At 67.8% G+C, this 19047-nt stretch carries 16 protein-coding genes; 8 read left to right on the top strand and 8 right to left on the bottom strand.

The features are described 5' to 3' along the window. A partial coding sequence (locus ON29_RS12630) for an ATP-binding protein (protein WP_245548931.1) occupies positions 1 to 1690 on the bottom strand: 1690 nt, incomplete at its 3' end. Positions 1691 to 2163: 473 nt separating this feature from the next. Here ON29_RS12630 and ON29_RS12635 point away from each other — a divergent pair. Next, complete coding sequence (locus ON29_RS12635; RefSeq protein ID WP_040866435.1) at positions 2164 to 3321, top strand: epoxide hydrolase family protein; 1158 nt, start codon at positions 2164 to 2166, stop codon at positions 3319 to 3321. A 151-nt stretch (positions 3322 to 3472) separates the two neighbouring features. Here ON29_RS12635 and ON29_RS12640 read toward each other — a convergent pair whose 3' ends face one another. Further along, positions 3473 to 4048: a GNAT family N-acetyltransferase gene (locus tag ON29_RS12640; RefSeq protein ID WP_040866436.1), complete on the bottom strand. Its 576-nt coding sequence runs from the start codon at positions 4046 to 4048 to the stop codon at positions 3473 to 3475. After that, positions 4045 to 5388 carry a helix-turn-helix domain-containing protein gene (locus ON29_RS12645; protein ID WP_157172759.1) on the bottom strand — a complete coding sequence of 448 codons (1344 nt, stop codon included), beginning with the start codon at positions 5386 to 5388 and terminating at the stop codon, positions 4045 to 4047. Before ON29_RS12645 ends, ON29_RS12640 begins: the two co-directional genes overlap by 4 nt. A gap of 214 nt (positions 5389 to 5602) precedes the next feature. Here ON29_RS12645 and ON29_RS12650 point away from each other — a divergent pair, with 214 nt between their 5' ends. Next, positions 5603 to 5944, top strand: a complete 342-nt coding sequence (locus ON29_RS12650; protein WP_040866438.1) for a hypothetical protein — start codon at positions 5603 to 5605, stop codon at positions 5942 to 5944. After that, a complete protein-coding gene (locus ON29_RS12655) occupies positions 5944 to 6339 on the top strand; it encodes a hypothetical protein (RefSeq protein ID WP_040866439.1) in 396 nt (131 codons plus the stop codon). Before ON29_RS12650 ends, ON29_RS12655 begins: the two co-directional genes overlap by 1 nt. A 245-nt stretch (positions 6340 to 6584) precedes the next feature. On the opposite strand, the gene ON29_RS12665 is transcribed toward ON29_RS12655, so the two are convergent. Both ON29_RS12665 and ON29_RS12670 read right to left on the bottom strand, forming a co-directional pair. Then, positions 6585 to 7481, bottom strand: a complete 897-nt coding sequence (locus ON29_RS12665; RefSeq protein WP_040866441.1) for an SDR family oxidoreductase — start codon at positions 7479 to 7481, stop codon at positions 6585 to 6587. A gap of 117 nt (positions 7482 to 7598) precedes the next feature. Then, entirely contained in the window at positions 7599 to 9131 is a 1533-nt protein-coding gene (locus ON29_RS12670) for an MFS transporter (RefSeq protein ID WP_040866442.1), read from the bottom strand. A 74-nt stretch (positions 9132 to 9205) separates the two neighbouring features. On the opposite strand from ON29_RS12670, the gene ON29_RS12675 reads away from it, so the two are divergent. The 3 genes from ON29_RS12675 (at position 9206) to ON29_RS12685 (ending at position 13314) form a co-directional block, all read left to right on the top strand. Beyond that, complete coding sequence (locus ON29_RS12675) at positions 9206 to 10135, top strand: LysR family transcriptional regulator (protein ID WP_040866443.1); 930 nt, start codon at positions 9206 to 9208, stop codon at positions 10133 to 10135. Between the two features lie 331 nt (positions 10136 to 10466). Then, complete coding sequence (locus tag ON29_RS12680; RefSeq protein ID WP_040866444.1) at positions 10467 to 11465, top strand: FAD-dependent oxidoreductase; 999 nt, start codon at positions 10467 to 10469, stop codon at positions 11463 to 11465. A gap of 61 nt (positions 11466 to 11526) precedes the next feature. Next, positions 11527 to 13314 carry a type IV secretory system conjugative DNA transfer family protein gene (locus ON29_RS12685; RefSeq protein WP_051175141.1) on the top strand — a complete coding sequence of 596 codons (1788 nt, stop codon included), beginning with the start codon at positions 11527 to 11529 and terminating at the stop codon, positions 13312 to 13314. Positions 13315 to 13347: 33 nt separating this feature from the next. On the opposite strand, the gene cysC is transcribed toward ON29_RS12685, so the two are convergent. From cysC to ON29_RS12700, 3 genes are read right to left on the bottom strand one after another with little or no spacing between them, the layout of a single operon-like run. Continuing rightward, entirely contained in the window at positions 13348 to 15183 is a 1836-nt protein-coding gene (gene cysC / locus ON29_RS12690; protein ID WP_040866445.1) for an adenylyl-sulfate kinase, read from the bottom strand. Further along, positions 15183 to 16115, bottom strand: coding sequence for a sulfate adenylyltransferase subunit CysD (gene cysD, locus ON29_RS12695; RefSeq protein ID WP_040866446.1), 933 nt, complete (start codon positions 16113 to 16115; stop codon positions 15183 to 15185). The genes cysC and cysD overlap by 1 nt, the downstream gene beginning before the upstream one ends. Positions 16116 to 16124: 9 nt before the next feature. Further along, positions 16125 to 17024 carry a helix-turn-helix domain-containing protein gene (locus ON29_RS12700; protein WP_040866447.1) on the bottom strand — a complete coding sequence of 300 codons (900 nt, stop codon included), beginning with the start codon at positions 17022 to 17024 and terminating at the stop codon, positions 16125 to 16127. A gap of 83 nt (positions 17025 to 17107) precedes the next feature. Between ON29_RS12700 and ON29_RS12705 the strand changes: the two genes are divergently transcribed. Next, the gene (locus tag ON29_RS12705) at positions 17108 to 18271 is read left to right on the top strand and encodes a hypothetical protein (protein ID WP_040866448.1); all 1164 of its coding nucleotides are present in this window, start codon (positions 17108 to 17110) and stop codon (positions 18269 to 18271) included. Continuing rightward, on the top strand, positions 18271 to 19047 hold the full coding sequence (locus ON29_RS12710; RefSeq protein WP_040866449.1) for an SDR family oxidoreductase: 777 nt from the start codon (positions 18271 to 18273) through the stop codon (positions 19045 to 19047). The genes ON29_RS12705 and ON29_RS12710 overlap by 1 nt, the downstream gene beginning before the upstream one ends.

Below are 19047 nucleotides of genomic sequence, written 5' to 3' on the forward strand. Positions count from 1 at the left end.
ACGCGGCGCTCCGGTCCTCGCGAAACACACTCGAATGCCGCCGGTGGCTCGCCGCGGACACGGCATCCGCCCCGACCGCCTCCTCGATCGCACCCGGCGGGTGAAGTGCCCCAGCCATGACCGAGGAGGTGTCGTGGGCGGTCGGGACACCACGCAATTGTTCGGCCACCTCGACGGCGGCACGCGCGTCGTTCTCGGCCGCGGCCGCCTCGCCGCTGAACGCGCGCGCCGCGGCGAGTTCGGCGAGCACCTCGCCGCGTAACAGAGTGGGCCGGTCCGAAGGAAGACATGCCAGCGCCGCGAGCAGGTCGTCTTCACCGCCGCCGCTGCTTTGATTGCGTAGTCCGGCGCGGTAGTAGTGCAGTCGGGCGGCACGCTCCGGTTCGATCCCCGCATCGAGGGCGGCCAGCGCCTCGTCGGCCGCCGCGATCCCGCGCTCGACGACGCCGCCCCGATAGCATGCTGCCACGACCGCTTGCACGACCTCGATCCGCTCCGCGCCTACTCGGCTCGCCGCTTCCCCCACCCGATCCCACGATTCGAGCACTCGGTCGAGATGGTGCACCTGAACACGATGCGCCCCGATGTTCCTCGCTTCCGCCGCCGCATCCCAGGCGGCCTCGAGCGCCGATGAGAATTCTCCGGCGGCATACGCGTGATAGGCAAGCTCGCCGGAGGGACATTGGTCCGCATCGCGTTCGCGGAGCGTGGTCAGCGCGCGAAAAATATTGCCATGTAATCTTTTTCGCTCCACGGGCAGTAAGTCGGCGTAGACGGCGTCCCGGATGAGAACGTGCCGGAACGCGTAATCGGTGTCGTCGGGCACCAGCAACTGCTGGTCGACCAGTAGCTGCAACACTGCGGTCAGCGCGTCCTCGGCCAGGTCGGAGGCCGCCGCCAGCACGGTGTGCCGGACCGGTGACCCGGCCGCCGCCGCGAGCCGCAGCACCGATGCGGCCTGACGGGGCAGGTCCGACAGGGGACCGAGCAATAGTTCGGACAGCTCTGCGGGCGTGTCCTCGGGCGCGGGGTCGAGCGCCTCCACGAACAGCGGGATTCCTCTGCTGCGTTCGAAGACGCGCGCGATCGTCCCCGGTTCCGGCTCTCTGCCGCGCAACGCGGCCAGCTGCCTGCCGACCTCGTGCTTGGTCAGCGGTGCCATCGAGAGCAGACGAACACTCGGGTCCCGGCGTAGGCCGGTGACCAACTTGCGCAACGGCTCGGAATCGGCGGGCCGGTAGGTACCGATCAAGAACAGATCGCCTTCGGCGATGTTGGCCACCAGGAAGGCGAGCAATTCGAGGCCGGCCTCGTCGGCCCAGTGCAGATCCTCCAGCACCACCACCAGCGGTCTGTTCATCGAGCACTGTTCCAGCACGGTCAGGATCTCGCCGAACAACCGGATCCGATCGGTGTCGATCTCCGCCGCGCCGGATCGCGCCGCCAGTTCCGGAAGCCAGCGCGCCAGCGCGGGTTTCGCCGGGAGCAGCGCCGCGAGCGCCTCCGCTCCCTGGTCGCGCAGCAGTGCGCGCATGACCGCGACGAACGGAGTGAACGGCACCCCCTTCGCGCCGAACTCCGGGCACCGCCCGGACAGCACCGCCGTGCGGGCCCCGAGCCGCGTCCCGAACTCCGCGACCAGCCGCGACTTGCCGATCCCCGCTTCGCCCCCGACCAGCACGGTATGCACCGTGGGCTCCCCATAGGCATCCTGCAATGCCGCAAGCTCAGCGGCCCGCCCCACGAAGGCACCGCATACCGGAAGGCTGACCACGGCGCGATCATGCCCCCTACCGCGAGGTCGGCGCCAATCGCGGGAGCCGAGGCGGAGTGCGGCGGACAAGAAAGCCGCTCCCCGCCCTCGCCCGAGCCGCGTCGAACTTCAGTGGCGGCGTCGACCGGACGCGGGCCGCCGCCTGAAGTTCACGAGAGGCACACCATGGAGAGGTCTTCTCGGTCGATGCCGCAATGGTGTGCCACTCGCGGATAAGAGCGGTGGCGTTGGTGGCGAGGTATCGGCCGGGCCAGTTGGGGGTGCGCTCCTCGGTGATGGCGGCCGAGGGTGGTGCGGCCGGATTCGGCGTCGCGGCGGGCTAGGGGAGTACGGGAAATAATGAATTCTCGTGATTCGGCGGGCCCCTCGTTACCCGAAGTATCAATGGCATGACGAACACCGAGATCCGCCCCTTCCACATCGACATCCCGCAGGCCGACCTGGACGACCTTCGCTCGCGCGTGGCCCGCACCCGCTGGATCGACGACCTGCCCGGCGCCGGCTGGGAGCGCGGTGTGCCGACCGCCTATCTCAAGGAATTGGCCGGGTACTGGGCCGAGAAGTTCGACTGGCGCGCCGCCGAGGCGGAGTTGAACGCCTACCCGCAGTTCACCACCATCGTCTCCGGACAGGATGTGCACTTCCTGCATGTGCGCTCGGCCCGAGCGGACGCCACCCCGCTGCTGTTGCTGCACGGGTGGCCGAGTTCGGTGGCCGACTTCCGCGACATGATCGGCCCGCTCACCGACCCCGCCGCGCACGGCGCCCCGGACGCGCCCGCCTTCCACCTGGTCATCCCGTCACTGCCCGGCCACGGTTTCTCCGGCCCGCTCACCGAGCCGGGCTGGAACGACGGCCGGATCGCGGCGGCGCTCGCCGAACTCATGGCCCGCCTCGGCTACGACCGCTACGGCGTGCAGGGCGGCGACCACGGCGCCTTCATCGCCCCGGCACTGGGGCGGATCGATACCCAGCATGTCCTCGGCGTGCACGTCAACGCGTTGGTGACCTTCCCGACCGGCGACCCCGCCGACATGGCCGCCCTCACCGACGCGGAGAAGGCGCGACTGGGCGCGATGAAGAAGTTCCAGGACGACGGTTCTGCCTACATGAACCTGAAGGGCTCCCGCCCGAACACCATCGCCCAGCTGCTCGCCGATTCCCCGACCGGCCAGCTCGGCTGGATCGTGGAGAAGTACCGCGAGTGGACCGACCGATCCCACGACCTGCCCGAACAGGCCGTCGACCTCGATCGCCTGCTGACCACGGTGAGCATCTACTGGTTCACCGACACCGCCCGCAGCGTCGCGAACCTCTACTACGAGCGCTTCCACGACGCCACCATGTTCGCCCCGAAACCGAAGGGCACCGTGCCCACCGGTGTCGCGGTATTCAAGGACGGCGACTACGCCATCCGCCGCTTCGCCGAGCACACCCACAACATCACCCATTGGTCGGAGTTCTACTCCGGCGGCCATTTCCCCGCACTCGAGGTGCCGGAGCTGCTGATCGGCGACGTGCGCGAGTTCTTCCGGTCGCTGGGCTGATCCGGTGGAGTCGTAGCGGGCAGGCAGTGACGACTGCCTGCCCCACGACGTAGACGGGAAGACTCGTCCGCGATCCGATTGCGCGAGCACTCTGGAACGGCGACGACGCGCTGCCGTACGAGCCTCATTTGTCCAGCGTCGTCAGCTCGCGCTATCTCAGCTCACGAATCAAGACATCGAATGTCGGTGCGTCCGGCCAACTCGGTTTCGTCACACCGACTCGGGACCATCCCCAGCGCAAGTACGCCCCGTAAGCGCGGTGATTCTCCGGCTCGACCAGTAGCGTCGCACGCCGTTCCGCCCGGCTGCTCAACAGCGTATCGTGCAGCTTCCGCGCCAAGCCGCGACGGGTGTATTCGGCGCACACCATGATCTCCGACAGGGCGAATGTCCGGGCGCCATCCTCGGCGGTAAAAGTATCGCGGTCGCCGAACCCATCGTCCGGCCGAAAATTCCTCCACCACGCGGCATTCGGACGCAGCGTCCACCCCCACGTCTGCCCTGCGGGTGTCCCGCCGACATACGCCATGACCATCGCGAACACACCACCGCCTGCGGGGTCGGTGTAGTTGTCGAATCGGTGCATGAACTGATCAGGCGCATCGAACAGATCACCGGAGGCGATCGCGTCGACGTAAGACCGGCGGTAGATGTCTTCGACCGTGGGCCGGAGTGCGCGCGCCTCTGCAGCGTCGAGATGCCCGAATTCGACATCCGGAAGATTCACGCGGTATTCCCTGTCTGTGTGAGTTTGTCGAGGCGGTGTCGGAACTCGTCCGCGGCAGGCAAATCGGCGGTCGCGCGCCGAATGGGTTCGAGAACCTTCAGGGTGCGGGGCGACGATACGCCGTTGTCGATGTGCACCAACACCGACATCGCGTCAGCCAGTGCCCCTTCGAGGTCTCCTACTGCTGTTCGTGCTGACGCCAGCCACGCCCGTGTATTGACGGCGTTTCGGTTGGTCGACTTCTCGTCGGCGGCGGTCTCGAAGAGACTGACAGCCCTTGCGAGGTCGCCGACACGTCCACAGCCGCGAGCCTCATGACCACGAACCTCGTTGTGGTCCACAGTGCGAAGCCACGTCGGGCAGTCGGCGAGGGGTTCGTGTTCGATTGCGTGGTCCACTTCACGCCACGCCGTCGCGATCGCGCGCCCGAACTCCCGGCGATCACCGAGCAAGCCGTAGGCCTGCGCTTGGCGGATTGCGATCAGGGCGTGGATACGGCCAGGTGGTCGGCCGCGCATCAGGTGACGTGCGCGGTCGACGAGGCGCAGCGCGTGTTGTGGATTCGCCTGGCCGGTCCGGCTGAGCGCAATGGATTGGTTCGCGGCGTACAAGCAGCTATGAGCTGTGAGATCGGCGTCATCTGCCTGGCTTGCCAACGCCATGGCATCCGAGTAGCAGTGGCGCGCGAGCGAATGCATGTCGGCGTCGAAAGCCAGCCATCCGGCCAGGACGGCCAATTCACCGGTCGCGCTGGTGAACGCGTTACCACTCGCACTATCGAAAGTCCCGGTCTCCAAGAGGCTTTTCGCGCGAGCCAACTGCGCTACGGCGGTCGCGACCAAGGAAGCGCCACCTGCCCTCTGGTCCTCGAACTCCAAGGCATCGACTACTTCCAGCAGCCCCCGTACGTCGGTCACGCCGATTCGGACGCCGTCGACGTCCCACGACTCCAGAACTGCAACAGCTCCAGCCGCCGCTGCCAGGCGTCCGAATTCACGTCGCTTCACGTCACTGTCGGCTTCCCGTACATCGCCGTCGACCACACCGCCGGACGGTTCCGTCGAAATCTTGAATTCCTGACTGCCAGGATGCCTCGGCTTCCGTGCTTGTGCGACGGCCGACCAAAAGCGTGCGGACTGTTTCTCATCGAGCCGCGCCAGCTGGGTATCGAGGTCATGGGCAGATTTTCCTCGAATAGGTCGGGAATCCGGCGCACGTTGCCATTTTCTGACCGTGACAGGCTGATAGCCGACCTGCTCAGCGAACTCTTCCTGGGTCAGTCGGAGGGCGGCGCAGCGCAAAGCCCTGACCTCGACGCCGGTCCAATTGGTGACAATCATCGTGGTCCCCCATCCCACGTCTGCATCCTGGTGTGCCGGAAGCGTATCGGGTCCGTGCGGTTCTGTGCCTGGGAACGAACAACCAGGTCAGTCACGCTCGAGTTGGCCCCGGCGCCGGGCGAGCACATCCCTCGTCGACAGCGCCGATCGCGTCGCCATCGTCCGGGATCCCCGGCGCCGGGTGCCACACCACATCGACGGAAGAGGGGCGGACATGGCGGAAATCGCGCTCGGCTACATCCGGCTGGATCAGTCCGGCAGTGATCACGCGGGTGAGGAGCGCGCGATTCGGGCGCTAGCCGAGCGGAGAGGCTATCGCGCGCCGGAAGTGCTGGTGGTGGATCGGGATGCGCTGATGCCGACGCTGCTGCTCGTGCAGGCGATCCGCCGGGTGGGCGCTTCGGTCGTCATCGCTCCGACTCGGGAGCACATCTGGACCGCCAGGCGCGGCCTCACGGAAGAAGTGACGCTCATTGTCGTCGCGCCCGAGCAGGTGTGGGAGCGGGGACATCGGTGGGCGCCGTTCGGCTCATCGGAGAGCGGGGCGAGATCTTGATGTCCGGCTGGTCGGAGGTCGGCACAGCGCTGGCGGTGGGAACGGCGGTGGTCATGGTGCTTCTGATGGTCTTCTTCGCCGCGAGCAGATGGTGGCGGAGGCCGTTGCGGGGGCCGAGCGTCTATCACATCGCCGAACGTGTCGGCCATGAACAACTGTGCCTGCTGGGCTGGCCGCCGTTGGGCTGGCCTGCGGTAGATCCGAGAGACGGCCCGGAATTCGGCCCCGGCGATGCGCACGCCCTCATGCAGGTTCATCTCGAGTGCGACGCGGACGAATGCTCGTGGAAATGCGCGGCGGTGGAGACCTTACGGACCACCGGTCGCATGCGGCCGAGCAAGTACCCGCGCCGCCCGCATCCCTCCCGCCCGCGCGGGAGCGAAGCGCTGCCGTAGAACAGTAAGGGGCAGGCGGGTCGGCTACCGCCTGCCGCCGTCAGCCTCAGCCACTGGGTCGGATCTCGAGGCGCGGATCGTCGGCGGTCAGTCCGACGCCCCGGATACGGTCTACCGGACTCGCTTCGACGAGTACCCGGTCATGGGTCTTCAGCAAGAAGTGCCGAAGTGCGTCGTGTTGACCGATATTCCTCCGGACCGCACTCGATTTGCTTCCGCCGGGCAACGGCATCGGGAGCTTCGGGTCAGCGGTAATAGCAGCCGCTGTCGAGGTCCTGGACGAGGCCGGGCCCGCTGGGCGTCCAGCCGAGCAGTGAGCTGGTGGCGTCACTGCTCGCGGCCATGTCGGCTCCGAAGAACCTGCCGAGCCAGCCGAAGTGCTCGCCGCCCTGCTCGGCCGGTATCGAGACGACGGGCAGACGGAGCCCCCGTCCGATCACATCGGCGATGTCGCGGGCCGGAATGCCGGTCTCGGCGGTGGCGTGCAGGACGGTGCCGCCGGGAACCCGCTTGTCGAGCGTCAGCCGCACGATGCGCCCGGCATCGCTGCGATGGATCGCCGCCCAGCGATTGATCCCGTCGCCGAGGTAGGCCGAAACCCCCTTGGCGCGAGCGGCCGCCACCAGCCCGGCCACGAAACCGTGGTCACCCTCGCCGTGCACGGTAGGAGCGAAACGCACGACGACCGTGCCGACGCCACGCTCCACGAATTCCAGCGCGAGGTTCTCGCTGCCTCCGCGCAAGGAATCGAGACCGTGGGCCGGTGAGCGGTCCTGCTCGGTGGCCACGCGGCCGGGAGCGAGCAGGGCCAGAGCGGAGGCGAGCACGAACGGCCGGTGCGAACCCGCGAGGACGTCGCCGATGGCCCGCACGGCGTTGCGCTCGGTCTGGTTGGTCACGGCGGGATTCGTGAAGTCGTGCTTGTTGGCGAGATGAACGACGGCGTCGGCCTCCGTGGCGCCGGTGCGGATGCTGTCGAGATCGTCGAGGTCGCCGCGCCGCACCCGGGCTCCTTTCCGCTCCAGCGCGGCGGCGGAGTCGCCCGAGCGGGCGAGTCCGGTGACCTCGTGACCGGCCTCCAGCAACTGGTCGACCACGGCCGAACCGATCCACCCGGTCGCTCCGGTGACGAATACATGCATGTCGATACGCCTTTGTGTAGGTCCGCGACCGATCGCGCGGATCAGCTTCCGCGGCGGTCCGATCCGATCGCCGGTGTTTCTGTGGTGCGGGTGAGCGTGCGCGTCACCTCCGTGCGATCAGCGAGGAGGGCTGACGACGACCGGCACCCTCCGCCGGGACAGCAGCGATTGCAGCACGACCAGCCCGCCGAGGACGAGCACTGTCACACCGATCGCCCGCAGCCCCATCTGCGCGCCCGAGACGAACGCGGCGACGATCTCGTGGGCGCGGTCGGGTGTGGTCGAGGCGAGCGCCTGGGCCATGGTGTGCGGATCGTGGTCGGCGCGGACGTCCGGTGGCAGCGCGGCGACGAATCGTGCGGTGAGCACCGTGCCGATGACCGCGACACCCAACGCGCTGCCGAATTCGCGTGTGGTGGCTTGCAATCCGGCTCCGACTCCGGCCTGCTCCGGCGGTAGCGAACCGGCGATGGCGCCGGACAGCGTCGGAAGCGCCAGCGTCACGCCGACTCCGGTCACGACCAGCCACGCGGCGTAGACGAGGTAGGGCGTCCGCGCGTCACCGGTGGACAGTCCGAGCAATCCGCAGCCGACGAACCCGAACGCGAGCGCGGTGGTGGCATCGAGGCCGATGCGCTGCGAGAGGCGTCCGACGTGTCGTGCGCCGAGAATGATCGGCACGGTCAGCGGGACGATTCCCAGTCCGGTTCGCATTACGCCGAATCCCTTCCCGTACTGGAGGAACGACGCGTTGACATAGAACAGCGCGAACATGCCGAAGAAGACCGTCGTCATGCCGAGGCAGGCGCTGCGCAGGCCGGGCACGCGGAACAACCGTGGATCGAGCAGCGGATGCTCGACCTTCAGTTCGACGATGGTCCACACGGTGAACAGCACTGCGGCGCAGACGAACCCGGCGACGACGACCATGTTGTCCCACCCTCCCTCCGGCCCTTGGACGATGCCGAGCAGCAGCGCGACCGACGCACCGACGAGCAGGACCGCGCCGAGCGGATCGAGGCGGCGATCATGGCGCGCCGACACCGGCGCGATACGTCCCACGAGCGCGGCGAGAACCAGCGAGATCGGCACGGCGGCGGCGAACAACCAGCGCCACGAGCCGCCCGACAGGATCGACCCGCCGCCGACGTTGCCGACGACTCCGCCGATGCCCGTCATCGACGCCCAGGTGGCGATCGTCGCGCCCTTGCGTTCGGCGGGCACGGCGTGCAGCAGGACCGACAGCGTGTTGGGCAGCACGGCGGCGGCGCCGACACCCGTGATCGCACGGCCCGCCAGAAGCAGGGCCACGCCGGGTGCCGCCGCCGAGATCAGCGCGCCCACCGCGAACAGCGCCAGACCCGTGAGCAGCACTCCCTTGCGCCCGAAGCGGTCCCCGGCGGCTCCACCCGGGATGACGAGGCAGGCGAACACGATCACATAGGTGTCGACGATCCACACCAGCGCCGACGCGGACGGGTGCAGCGTGCTCGAGGCGAGCATCGGGACGGCGAGGTTGATCGCGGCGACCATCCCCACGACGAGGACCACACAGGCGCACATGATCGCGAGCAGACCGCGCTGTGCGGCGGGACGGGAAGGGTCTCGCGACGACGCGGCGCGATCCCGGAGCATGACATTGAACGGCATGTCCCGACGGTAGGGATCTCGATGAACTTCGTGCCACGCAACTTCGGCAATAGATACTTGCGTAGGATGCAACTATGCCCGAGCAGCTGGATCTGAACCTCCTGCGCGTGTTCGACGCCCTGCTCCGGGAAGGCGGCGTCACGGCGGCTTCCGAGCGCTTGCATCTGTCCATCCCCGCGACCAGCCGGGCGCTGGGCCGGTTACGACGGGCGATGAACGACCCGATCCTGGTGCGCGCCGGGCGTGGGATGGCTCCCACACCGTTCGCACTGCGCACCGCGCCACGGGTGCGGTCACTGCTCGACGAAGCGTCCGCGTTGATCAGCGCCGATCGCGAGATCGCGATCGGCGAGCTCGAGCGCACTTTCACCATTCGCATCAACGACGGCGTCGCCGCGACCTTGGCGACGACGGCGGTCGAAGCCACGGCCGCGCTCGCCCCCGGCGTGGTCCTTCGTTTCGTCACGGAGGGCAGCGAGAGCGCCGAGGCCCTGCGCGACGGTTCGGTCGATCTCGACATCGGCGTCGGTGACGCCGCGGCTCCCGACATCCGCACCGCCGTGCTGTACCGGGAACGCATGGTTGGCATCGTCCGCGCCGACAGTCCGCTGGGCAGGCGCCGTCGCCCGACGTTGTGGCAACTGTGCCGGCATCCCCACGTCTCGGCCTCCCGCCGTGGACGCGCTCGCGGACCGCTCGACGATGCGCTCGACGCTGTGGGCCTGCAACGCCACGTCGCCGCCGTCGTCCCGACCTTCGCCGTCGCCGCGCTCCTGGTCTCCTCGAGCCGTTACGTCGGACTCGTCCCGCAGCGCCTCGCCGAACAGTACGGCCGGACTCTCGGCATTCGCTGGTTTCCCCTCGCCGCGGACCTGCCGGAAGTCGAAGTGCGCCTGCTCTGGCATGCCCGGCTCGACGCCGATCCGGCCCAGCGCTGGCTGCGCGACACCATTCGCGACGCGTTGTGCGAGCCCGGCGGCGCGAAATCGGACGTTGCGGAGTGAGAACGCAACGAGCGAAGGCAGCCGCCGTTGACGACCTCGGGATGAGTACCGGCACCCGGTGGCGGAGTGCCGCCGCATCCGCGCCGAGCACGATCCGCACGGCGGTTGCGTCGGTGACACCGCGCTGCTCGAGGGCGGCGTCGGTGGACGGTCGGCGGCGACGCGTGTCGTATCCCGGTTCCGCGAAACTCGGCTGAGTCCGATCACGGGCTTCGAGAGGCTGATACCTTCGACGCGGACCGCAAAGCCGCGCGTGACCTTTACAGTCTGGGGGAGATAATGATTCGGGACTGTCATCGATCGGCTCGGCTCATGGCGAAAGTGTGACCTGGTGTTTCGGGCAGAGGTCATCGGTTGTGGCATCGGCGGGGCCTGCGCCGCGCTGGCTTTGGCGAAAATCGGTGCGCGAGTGGCGGTCTACGAAGCGTCGGCGCGCACGGTTGATGCCGGGGGGTGGGTCACCCTCGGACCCGCGGCATCGACGGCGCTCGATCAGCTCGGTCTGGGCGAGAAGGTTCGCGCCGCCGGATTCCCGGTTGCCGGCGTCAGCTCTGTCGACACGCTGACCGGGCGAAGCAGGTCCTTCGCCCGGACCGAGCCCGGTCATCGCTGGCCGAGCATCCATGTGTGGCGCAAGGACCTTCTGACCACGCTCCGTGCGGGGTTGGAGCAGGCAGGTATCCACTGCGAGTACGAGACTCGGGCCGATCCCGGCGAGCGCACCGGTGATCTGCTGGTGGGCGCGGACGGCGCTCGTTCGCGAACGCGGCGAATGCTCGGGAATTCCCGAGCGCCCGCGTACACCGGACAACTGATCCGATACGGCCACTGCCCGATCCCGGTGCGGCGATTACCGAGGAACATATTGCACTTCTGGGCGCATTCGGAGGGAGTAGCGGGGTACGTCGGGGACGACCGGGACGGTTCTTTCTGGTTCAGCAGGCGAAACGCGCCGTCTGTCGATACCGAGCTCGATCTCGAAGTGTTTCTCGCGGCGCTGCGGGAAACGCAGGTAGCGGAGGTGCTGCGAGATTCCGAGGTGAGTGTCCCGATCGCCCTGTACGAACTCGAACCGGAAGGCGACTGGCACAACACGAATACCGTATTGATCGGTGACGCGGCGCACGCCGTTTCACCGTCGGCCGGGCGGGGAGCCACCGCCGCGACCGAGGATGCGATCATCTTGGCGAAAGCCTTGCGCGGCGCGGACTCCATCGCCGCGGCCCTGGAGTCCTATACCCGGACTCGTCGCCCGATAGCGCGAGCGACCTATCGGCCGGAACCGAGACGGCAAGGCCCCCAAGTCTCAGCGGCAGATCTGCACCTCTGACACCGGGAGGCCGAGTGCTGACATTCCGATATCAGAGCGTCTTTCGTGAAGGGGTGGGGCGATGGCAAAGGTGAACAGAACGCGGACCGTCGAGGTGACGCTCGGCGTGCGTGTCTTCCTCTGGATCGTTCTCGCGATGGGAGTCGTTGTCGTCGCGCTGCACATCGGCAACACGCGGTCGACAGCCCGCCGGGATGTTCCGGCGAATCCGTTTGCCGCACTGGAGAAGCTGGTCCGAGGAGAGCTGCCGTGGCCGCCCGGTGCCACGATGACGGTGATCATCGAGATCGCGATCATCGCTGCCGCCTGTATCGCTTGGATCGCGATCCACCGGCTCGCCGCACGCACCGGGCAAACGGTGGACGAGAAGGCCCGATTCATGGGGACCGGTGATGTGCTGGCATCGCTCACAGCAGCCGGGGCGCGAAAGAAGGCCGACACGCTCGGCATGCGGCTCGGAGATGACGACGCGCCCGGCGTGTTCCTCGGCACCTCGGTCACGGGCGATGAGCGGCTGTACGGATCGTATGACGCGCTCTACTTGGATATCTGGGGTCCGCGCCAAGGAAAGTCGGCCTGCAGGGCGATCCCCGCGGTCGTGGATGCCATCGGCCCGGTGATCGTGACGTCGAACAAGCGCGACATCGTGGATGCGACCCGGGGCATTCGTGCAACGAAGGGCGGCTCGATCTGGGTGTTCGACCCCGACGGGGTGGCGGGCGAGGCGCCGGATTGGTTCTGGGACCCGATCGCCTGGGTCGGCGGCGATGATCTCCGGGCCGCACATCTAGCCCGTCACTTCGCTGCCGCGGACCGGCGCACCGATGCGCACGACTACTTCGAGATCGAGGGCGAGGAGTTATTGGCGGCGTTGTTCCTGGCCGCATCGGTCGATCACCGCTCGATCACGCAAGTGTGGGAGTGGGTGACCTATCCTCGGGACACGGAACCGTTGGAGCTGCTGCGTAGAGATGGGCGTTCCTTCGTCGCTGCGGGACTCGCCGCCGTCTACAACATGGACATACGCCAGCAGACCGGCATCTTCGGTACTGCCAAGAAGATGGCGCGCTGCCTCAGATTCACCCGAATTCATCCGTGGATCACCCCGGACTCGGAGAGGCAGGCCTTCGACGAGGTCGAGTTCATCGATACGCATGCCACGTTGTACGCATTGTCGGTCGAAGGGCGAGGTGCGGCTGTGCCGTTGGTCAGCGCCTTCATCGAAGCCGTGCTGGATCGCGCGGCAACGCTGCGGCGGACGGACACGCCGTTGCTGGCGGTCATGGACGATGCCGCGAACGTGGTCCGGTGGCGCGACTTTCCACAGCGGTCCAGCTATTACGCCTCCCGCGGAGTAATCGTGATGACGATGCTGCAGTCCTGGGCACAAGGAGTCCGATGCTGGGGACACGACGGGATGAACGAGCTGTGGTCGGCCGCGACGATCAAGTCGGTGGGCGGCGGAGTCGACGATGTTCCCTTCCTGCGAAACCGAGTCGACGGAATCGGCAATCACGATGTCGAGTCACGATCGGTCACGGTGTCGACGCGCGGCATCGGTTATTCGTCCTCGATCACCACGACGAGCACGCTCGGGGTGCCGGAACTGCGGTCCCTGCCGCGCGGCCGCGCAGTCCTGTTCGCACCCGGCACAACCCCGGTGCTGATCAAGACCGAGCCGTGGTGGGAGGGCCCGCACGCCGACGAGGTGCGGGCCTCCATCGGCCGGTACGGGATCCCCTCGAATATTCGAGATCTGATCGAGCGAGCGGATGAATTTCCGGCTGTGATCCGTCTCGACGCACCCGATTCCGATCCCGGCAAGACACCGGGAGTGACCCCACTGTGAGCGCTGACGTGGACGGCTTCCACTATGCCAGCATCAGTCCAATCGCGTCAGCCGAGCGATGATCGTCGCGGCCATCGAGACCGGGTCACCGTGGTCGGGCCGCAGGACGATCTCGGCTTCGGTGGGCGCTTCGTAGGGGTCGTCGATGCCGGTGAAGCCGCGGATCTCGCCCGCGCGGGCTTTGGCGTACATGCCTTTGGGGTCGCGGGCTTCGCAGACCGCCAGTGGCGTGTCGACGAACACTTCCAGGAACGGGATGCCCGCCGCTTGGTGGGCGGCGCGGACGCGGTCGCGGTCGGCGCGGTAGGGGCTGATCAGTGAAACCACGGCGACCACACCGGCTTCGGCGAACAGTTTCGCCACTTCGCCGACGCGGCGGACGTTTTCCTCCCGGTCGGCGGTGCTGAAGCCGAGATCCGAGTTGAGGCCGTGGCGCAGGTTGTCGCCGTCCAGGAGGAACGCCGGGCGGCCCGCGGCGACCAACCTGCGCTCCAGTTCGACGGCGACGGTGGACTTTCCGGACCCGGACAAGCCGGTCAGCCAGACCGTCAGGCCGCGGGTGGCGCGCTCGTCGCGTTCGACGGCCGTGGAGTGCCAGACCACTCGGGTGGAGGGCAGGCTCGGGCCGGTGATCATGCCCGCGGCGACGGTGTTGTTGGTGGTGTCGTCGACGAGGATGAAGCTGCCGGTGGCACGGTTGCGGCGGTACGGGTCGAACAGCAACGGTTGCCGGGTGCGCAGCTGGACACGGCCGATCTCGTTGAGCGACAACGACTCCGCGTGCTCGTCGCGATGCAGCGTGTTGACGTCCAACCGGTAGTCCAGCGAGCGTACCTCGGCGGTCGCCGCGCGGGTGCTGTGCCGGATGGTGTAGGTAGCGCCGGGTGTCAGCTGGGCGTCATCGGCGAACCAGCACACCATCGCGTCGAGATCGCGACCCGCGGTCGGGCGGTTGTTCGGACGGCAGATCAGATCGCCGCGCGAGATATCCAGCTCGTCGGCGAGCTGGATGGTGACCGCCTGCGGCGGAAAGGCTTCCGCGACCGGCGCGCCGCCCGGCCCCCAGATCGCCTCGACCGTGGTGGTGAAACCGGACGGCAGCACCGCCACTTCGTCGCCGGGCTTGAAGACTCCGCCCGCCACGGTGCCCGCGTAGCCGCGGAAATCCTGGGCGTGGCTGCGGGTGACGTACTGCACCGGGAAGCGCGCATCGATCAGGTTGCGGTCCGAGGCGATGTGTACCTCTTCCAGATGGTGCAGCAGGGGAGTGCCCTCGTACCACGGCATGCTCGCGCCACGGTGCACGATGTTGTCGCCGTGCAGCGCCGACACCGGCACGAAGGTCAGGTCGGAGACGTCCAGCTTGGACGCGAATCGCGCGAACTCCTCGCGGATCTCCTCGAACCGTTCCTGCGACCAGTCCACCAGGTCCATCTTGTTCACGCACAGCACCAGGTGCGGGATGCCGAGCAGGCTGGCCAGGAACGCGTGCCTGCGGGTCTGCTCCACCACGCCCTTGCGGGCGTCGACCAGGATCAGCGCCAGGTCGGCGGTGGAAGCGCCGGTCACCATATTGCGGGTGTACTGCACGTGCCCGGGAGTGTCGGCGATGATGAATTTTCTTCTCGGCGTGGCGAAATAGCGATGCGCCACGTCGATCGTGATGCCCTGTTCGCGTTCGGCGCGCAGGCCGTCGGTGAGCAGGGCGAGGTTGGGATAGTCGTCGCCGCGGTCGCGGCTGGTGCGCTCCACCGCGGCGAGCTGATCGGTGAACAGCGTCTTGGAGTCGAACAGCAGCCTGCCGATCAGCGTGGACTTGCCGTCGTCGACGCTGCCCGCGGTGGCCAGGCGCAACAATGTGGTCGTCATCAGAAGTAGCCTTCGCGTTTGCGGTCTTCCATGCCTGCCTCGGAGATGCGGTCGTCGGCGCGGGTGGCGCCGCGCTCGGTGACCCGCGCCGCGGCGACCTCGGCGACCACCTCCGCGGGTGTGGCCGCGGTGGATTCGACGCAGCCGGTGCAGGTCGCGTCGCCGACGGTGCGGAACCGCACGGTGGACTCGTAGGGCTCCTCGCCGTCGAGTAGTTCGAGAAAGCGGGTGTGCGCCAACAGCATTCCATCGCGCTGCACCACCGGCCTGCGGTGCGCGTAATAGAGCGGGGGCAGCTCGATGGCTTCGGCGGCGATGTAGCTCCAGATGTCCAGCTCGGTCCAGTTCGACAGGGGGAACACCCGGATGTGCTCGCCCGCGCGGTGCCTGCCGTTGTAGAGGTTCCACAGCTCGGGGCGCTGCCTGCGTGGATCCCACTGGCCGTACTCGTCGCGGAAGCTGAACACCCGCTCCTTGGCGCGGGCCTTCTCCTCGTCGCGGCGCGCGCCGCCGAACACCGCGTCGAACGCTCCTTCCTGGATCGAGCGCAGCAGCGTCGTCGTCTGCAATCGGTTGCGGGAGGCGCGCGGCCCGGTCTCCTCGACCACGCGCCCCGCGTCGATGTCGTCCTGCACTCGCCCGACCACCAGGCGCAGGCCCAGCCGCGCCACCGTCTGGTCGCGGTAGGCGATCACCTCGTCGAAATTGTGCCCGGTGTCGATGTGCAGCACCGGAAACGGCAGCGGCGCCGGCCAGAAGGCCTTCGCCGCCAGATGCAGCATCACCACCGAGTCCTTGCCGCCGGAGAACAGCAACACCGGGCGCTCGAATGTCGCTGCCACTTCACGGAATATGTGCGCCGACTCGGCCTCGAGCGCGTCCAGATGGGGCAGCTCGTAGGTGCTCGCCGTCGACTTCGCGTACTGGCTCACACCGCAAAACTAGAACACGTTTCGGTTATCGGTCAATGGTTTGCGCCCGCCCGAATTCGCCGTCACCGCGTCGGCGGCCGCCACCAGGGCCGCGCCACGGCGAGCGATCTCGGCCCCGGTGATGGAGCGGCCGACGTACATCGTGAGCACCATGTTCTGCCTGCCGTCACCGTCGTAGGTCGGCGCGGCGAGCAGGCTCACCGCGTGTTCTTTGCGCGGCCGCAGATCCGAGCCGAGATACACCCGCTCGCCCAGGCTCGTCACCAGCTCGCCGACCAGTTCGCGCAGCTCGGGCGGCAGATCGCGGTCGGCGACACCGGCCAGCAGCGAGTACAGCCGCCGCCCGGCCGTGGTCATGCTTTCCACCAGGAATCCGCGCTCGCGGCATTCGGCGACGACCTGGCGCAGTCGCTGCTCGTCCTGTCGCAGCGGTACCGCCGGGGGCTTGGCCAGCCAGGCGTCGAACGCCGCGTCGGTGTCCCAGAGCACGTACATCAGGCCGACCGGCGGCGCGAAATGGTAGGCCGCGCCCACCTTCACCAGGCCGGGTCCGGTGCTCTCCAGCACCATGATCTGCTCGCCGACCACCGCCGAGGCGGTGCAGGTGGTGTGGTGGCGCGCGGAGAGCTTCTCCAGCTCGACGCGGGCGAGCGCGGAGATCGCGAAACTGTCCTGCGCCACCCGGCCCGCGGCGATCAGCGCCGGTCCGAGCCCGTAGGTGACCGTGCCCGCATCGCGCACCAGGTAGCCGCCCGAGGTCAGCTCGGTGAGGATGCCCAGGCAGGTCGGCTTGGCCAGGTCGAGCTCGCGGGCGAGTTCGGAGAGTCCGAAGCGTTTCCCGCGCTGTTCGACGAAGAAATCCAGGACCTGAACCACGCGTGCGGTGGGTGCGGACCGTCGGCCGACCATTGACCACTCCTAGAACACGTTCTAATCTTGCCTCTATTGAAATGTACCAGAGTGGTACATATTTGGAACACCGGAGAAGCCTCTTGCTGACACAGCCGTTCGCGGACGCCATCGCCGCCGCCGAGCAGATCATCACCGGAGCCGCGCACATCCGCACCGAACAGGACCTCGTCGAGGGCTACGACTATCTGGCGGGCAGCATCCGCGCGTCGTTGCAGATGGCCTGGGCCTACGAGCTGGACTTCCCGTTCTTCGTGATGTCCACCGGTCCCTACACCAAGATGGGCCTGGACAACCCCGACACCCTCTACTACCACTCCTATCTGCGGCCGGACGCGGAATACGTGGTGACCGGCACCCGCGGCACCACCCGCGACCTGAGCTTCCAGGTGCTCAACGGCAACTACTCGCCGGTGGACGTACCCGACAGCCTCACCGCCTTCGACGACCGTGAACTCGACATCCGCCCCGACGGGTCCTACGAGATCCGGTTCGGACCCGGTGAGGCCGGACCCGGCTATGTGCACCTGGGCGCCGACGCGGCGATGCTCGTGGTCCGCGAGGTGCACAGCGATTGGGCGACCGAGAAGGCGGGCACGATCCGCATCCAGCGGGCGGACCGGATCGGTGACGCGCCGCCGCCGTTGACCAAGGACGTGATGACCAAGCGGTACGGCGTGGCGGGCAAGATGCTGGTGTCGCGGTTGAAGACCTTCCTCGCCTTCCCGGAGTGGTTCTATCTGAACCTGCCGGTCAACACGCTGACCGAGCCCAGGCAGACCCCGGGCGGGCTGAGCACGCAGTTCTCCTCGGTCGGTCACTACGACCTGGACGACGACCAGGCCATGATCATCACGGTGCCGAAGTCCGACGCGCCCTACCAGGGCTTCCAGCTGGGCAGCATGTGGTACCTGTCGCTGGACTACATCAACCACCAGACCAGCCTCACCGCCGACCAGGCGCACGTGGACGCGGACGGGATGATCCGGCTGGTGGTGAGCGAGCGCGACCCCGGCGTGGCGAACTGGATCGAGCGCACCGGGCACGCCAGGGGATACCTGCAGTTCCGCTGGCAGCGGTTGTCGCGGGAGATGAAACCCGACGACGGGCCGACCGTGGAACTGGTGCCGGTCGCCGACCTGCCCGCCCGCTTGCCGTTCTACGAGCAGGCGCGCGTCACGCCGGAGCAGTGGCGGGCCCGGATCGCGGCGCGTCAGGCCGCCGTCGCGGAGAGGATGCTCGGCTGATGTTGTTGCAGGACAAAGTGGTCGTCGTCTCCGGCGTGGGGCCGGGACTGGGGCGCGCGATCGCCGTGCAGAGCGCGAAAGCGGGCGCGGACGTCGTGCTCGCGTCCCGGACCGAGTCGCGGCTGACGGAGGTGGCCAAGGAGATCACCGAACTGGGCAGGCGCGCGGTGGTGGTGCCGACCGATATCAACGACGAGGCGGCGGCGGCCCATCTGGTGGAGGCCGCGCACAGCGCGTTCGGCAAGGTCGACACGCTGGTGAACAACGCCTTCGCGATCCCGCCCATCGTCGACCTCGCCGACGTCGACCTGGACCAGGTGCGCGCGGGCTTCGAGACGAACGTGCTCGCCGCGCTGCGCCTGACCAGGCTGTTCGTGCCCGCTCTCGCGGAGACCAAGGGTTCGGTCGTGATGATCAACTCGGCGGTGCTGCGCCACTCGCGCCGGACCTTCGGGCCCTACAAGATGGCCAAGGCCAGCCTGCTCGCGCTGGCCCAGAGCCTGGCCACCGAACTCGGGCCGAAGGGCATCCGGGTGAATTCCGTCGCGCCGGGCTACATCTGGGCCGACAACCTGAAGTGGTATTTCAACTATCTCGCGCAGCAGCGCGGGATCACTTCCGAGGAGGTCTACGCGGAGACCGCGAAGACCACCGACCTGCGCAAGCTGCCCGAACCCGACGAGATCGCCGACGCGGTCGTGTTCTTCGCCTCCGCCATGGCGCGCGCGATCACCGGCGCGTGCCTGGACGTCAACGCCGGCGAATACCACCACTAG

This window comes from Nocardia exalbida NBRC 100660, assembly GCF_000308575.1.
In the GTDB taxonomy this organism is placed as follows: Bacteria; Actinomycetota; Actinomycetes; order Mycobacteriales; family Mycobacteriaceae; genus Nocardia; species Nocardia exalbida.

Coding starts and splice junctions, on each gene's coding strand:
- ON29_RS12635 (WP_040866435.1), top strand. CDS start 2,164: ATGACGAACACCGAGATCCGCCCCTTCCACATCGACATCCCGCAGGCC.
- ON29_RS12645 (WP_157172759.1), bottom strand. CDS start 5,388: ATGATTGTCACCAATTGGACCGGCGTCGAGGTCAGGGCTTTGCGCTGC.
- ON29_RS12650 (WP_040866438.1), top strand. CDS start 5,603: ATGGCGGAAATCGCGCTCGGCTACATCCGGCTGGATCAGTCCGGCAGT.
- ON29_RS12655 (WP_040866439.1), top strand. CDS start 5,944: ATGTCCGGCTGGTCGGAGGTCGGCACAGCGCTGGCGGTGGGAACGGCG.
- ON29_RS12665 (WP_040866441.1), bottom strand. CDS start 7,481: ATGCATGTATTCGTCACCGGAGCGACCGGGTGGATCGGTTCGGCCGTG.
- ON29_RS12670 (WP_040866442.1), bottom strand. CDS start 9,131: ATGCCGTTCAATGTCATGCTCCGGGATCGCGCCGCGTCGTCGCGAGAC.
- ON29_RS12675 (WP_040866443.1), top strand. CDS start 9,206: ATGCCCGAGCAGCTGGATCTGAACCTCCTGCGCGTGTTCGACGCCCTG.
- ON29_RS12685 (WP_051175141.1), top strand. CDS start 11,527: ATGGCAAAGGTGAACAGAACGCGGACCGTCGAGGTGACGCTCGGCGTG.
- cysC (WP_040866445.1), bottom strand. CDS start 15,183: ATGACGACCACATTGTTGCGCCTGGCCACCGCGGGCAGCGTCGACGAC.
- ON29_RS12700 (WP_040866447.1), bottom strand. CDS start 17,024: ATGGTCGGCCGACGGTCCGCACCCACCGCACGCGTGGTTCAGGTCCTG.
- ON29_RS12710 (WP_040866449.1), top strand. CDS start 18,271: ATGTTGTTGCAGGACAAAGTGGTCGTCGTCTCCGGCGTGGGGCCGGGA.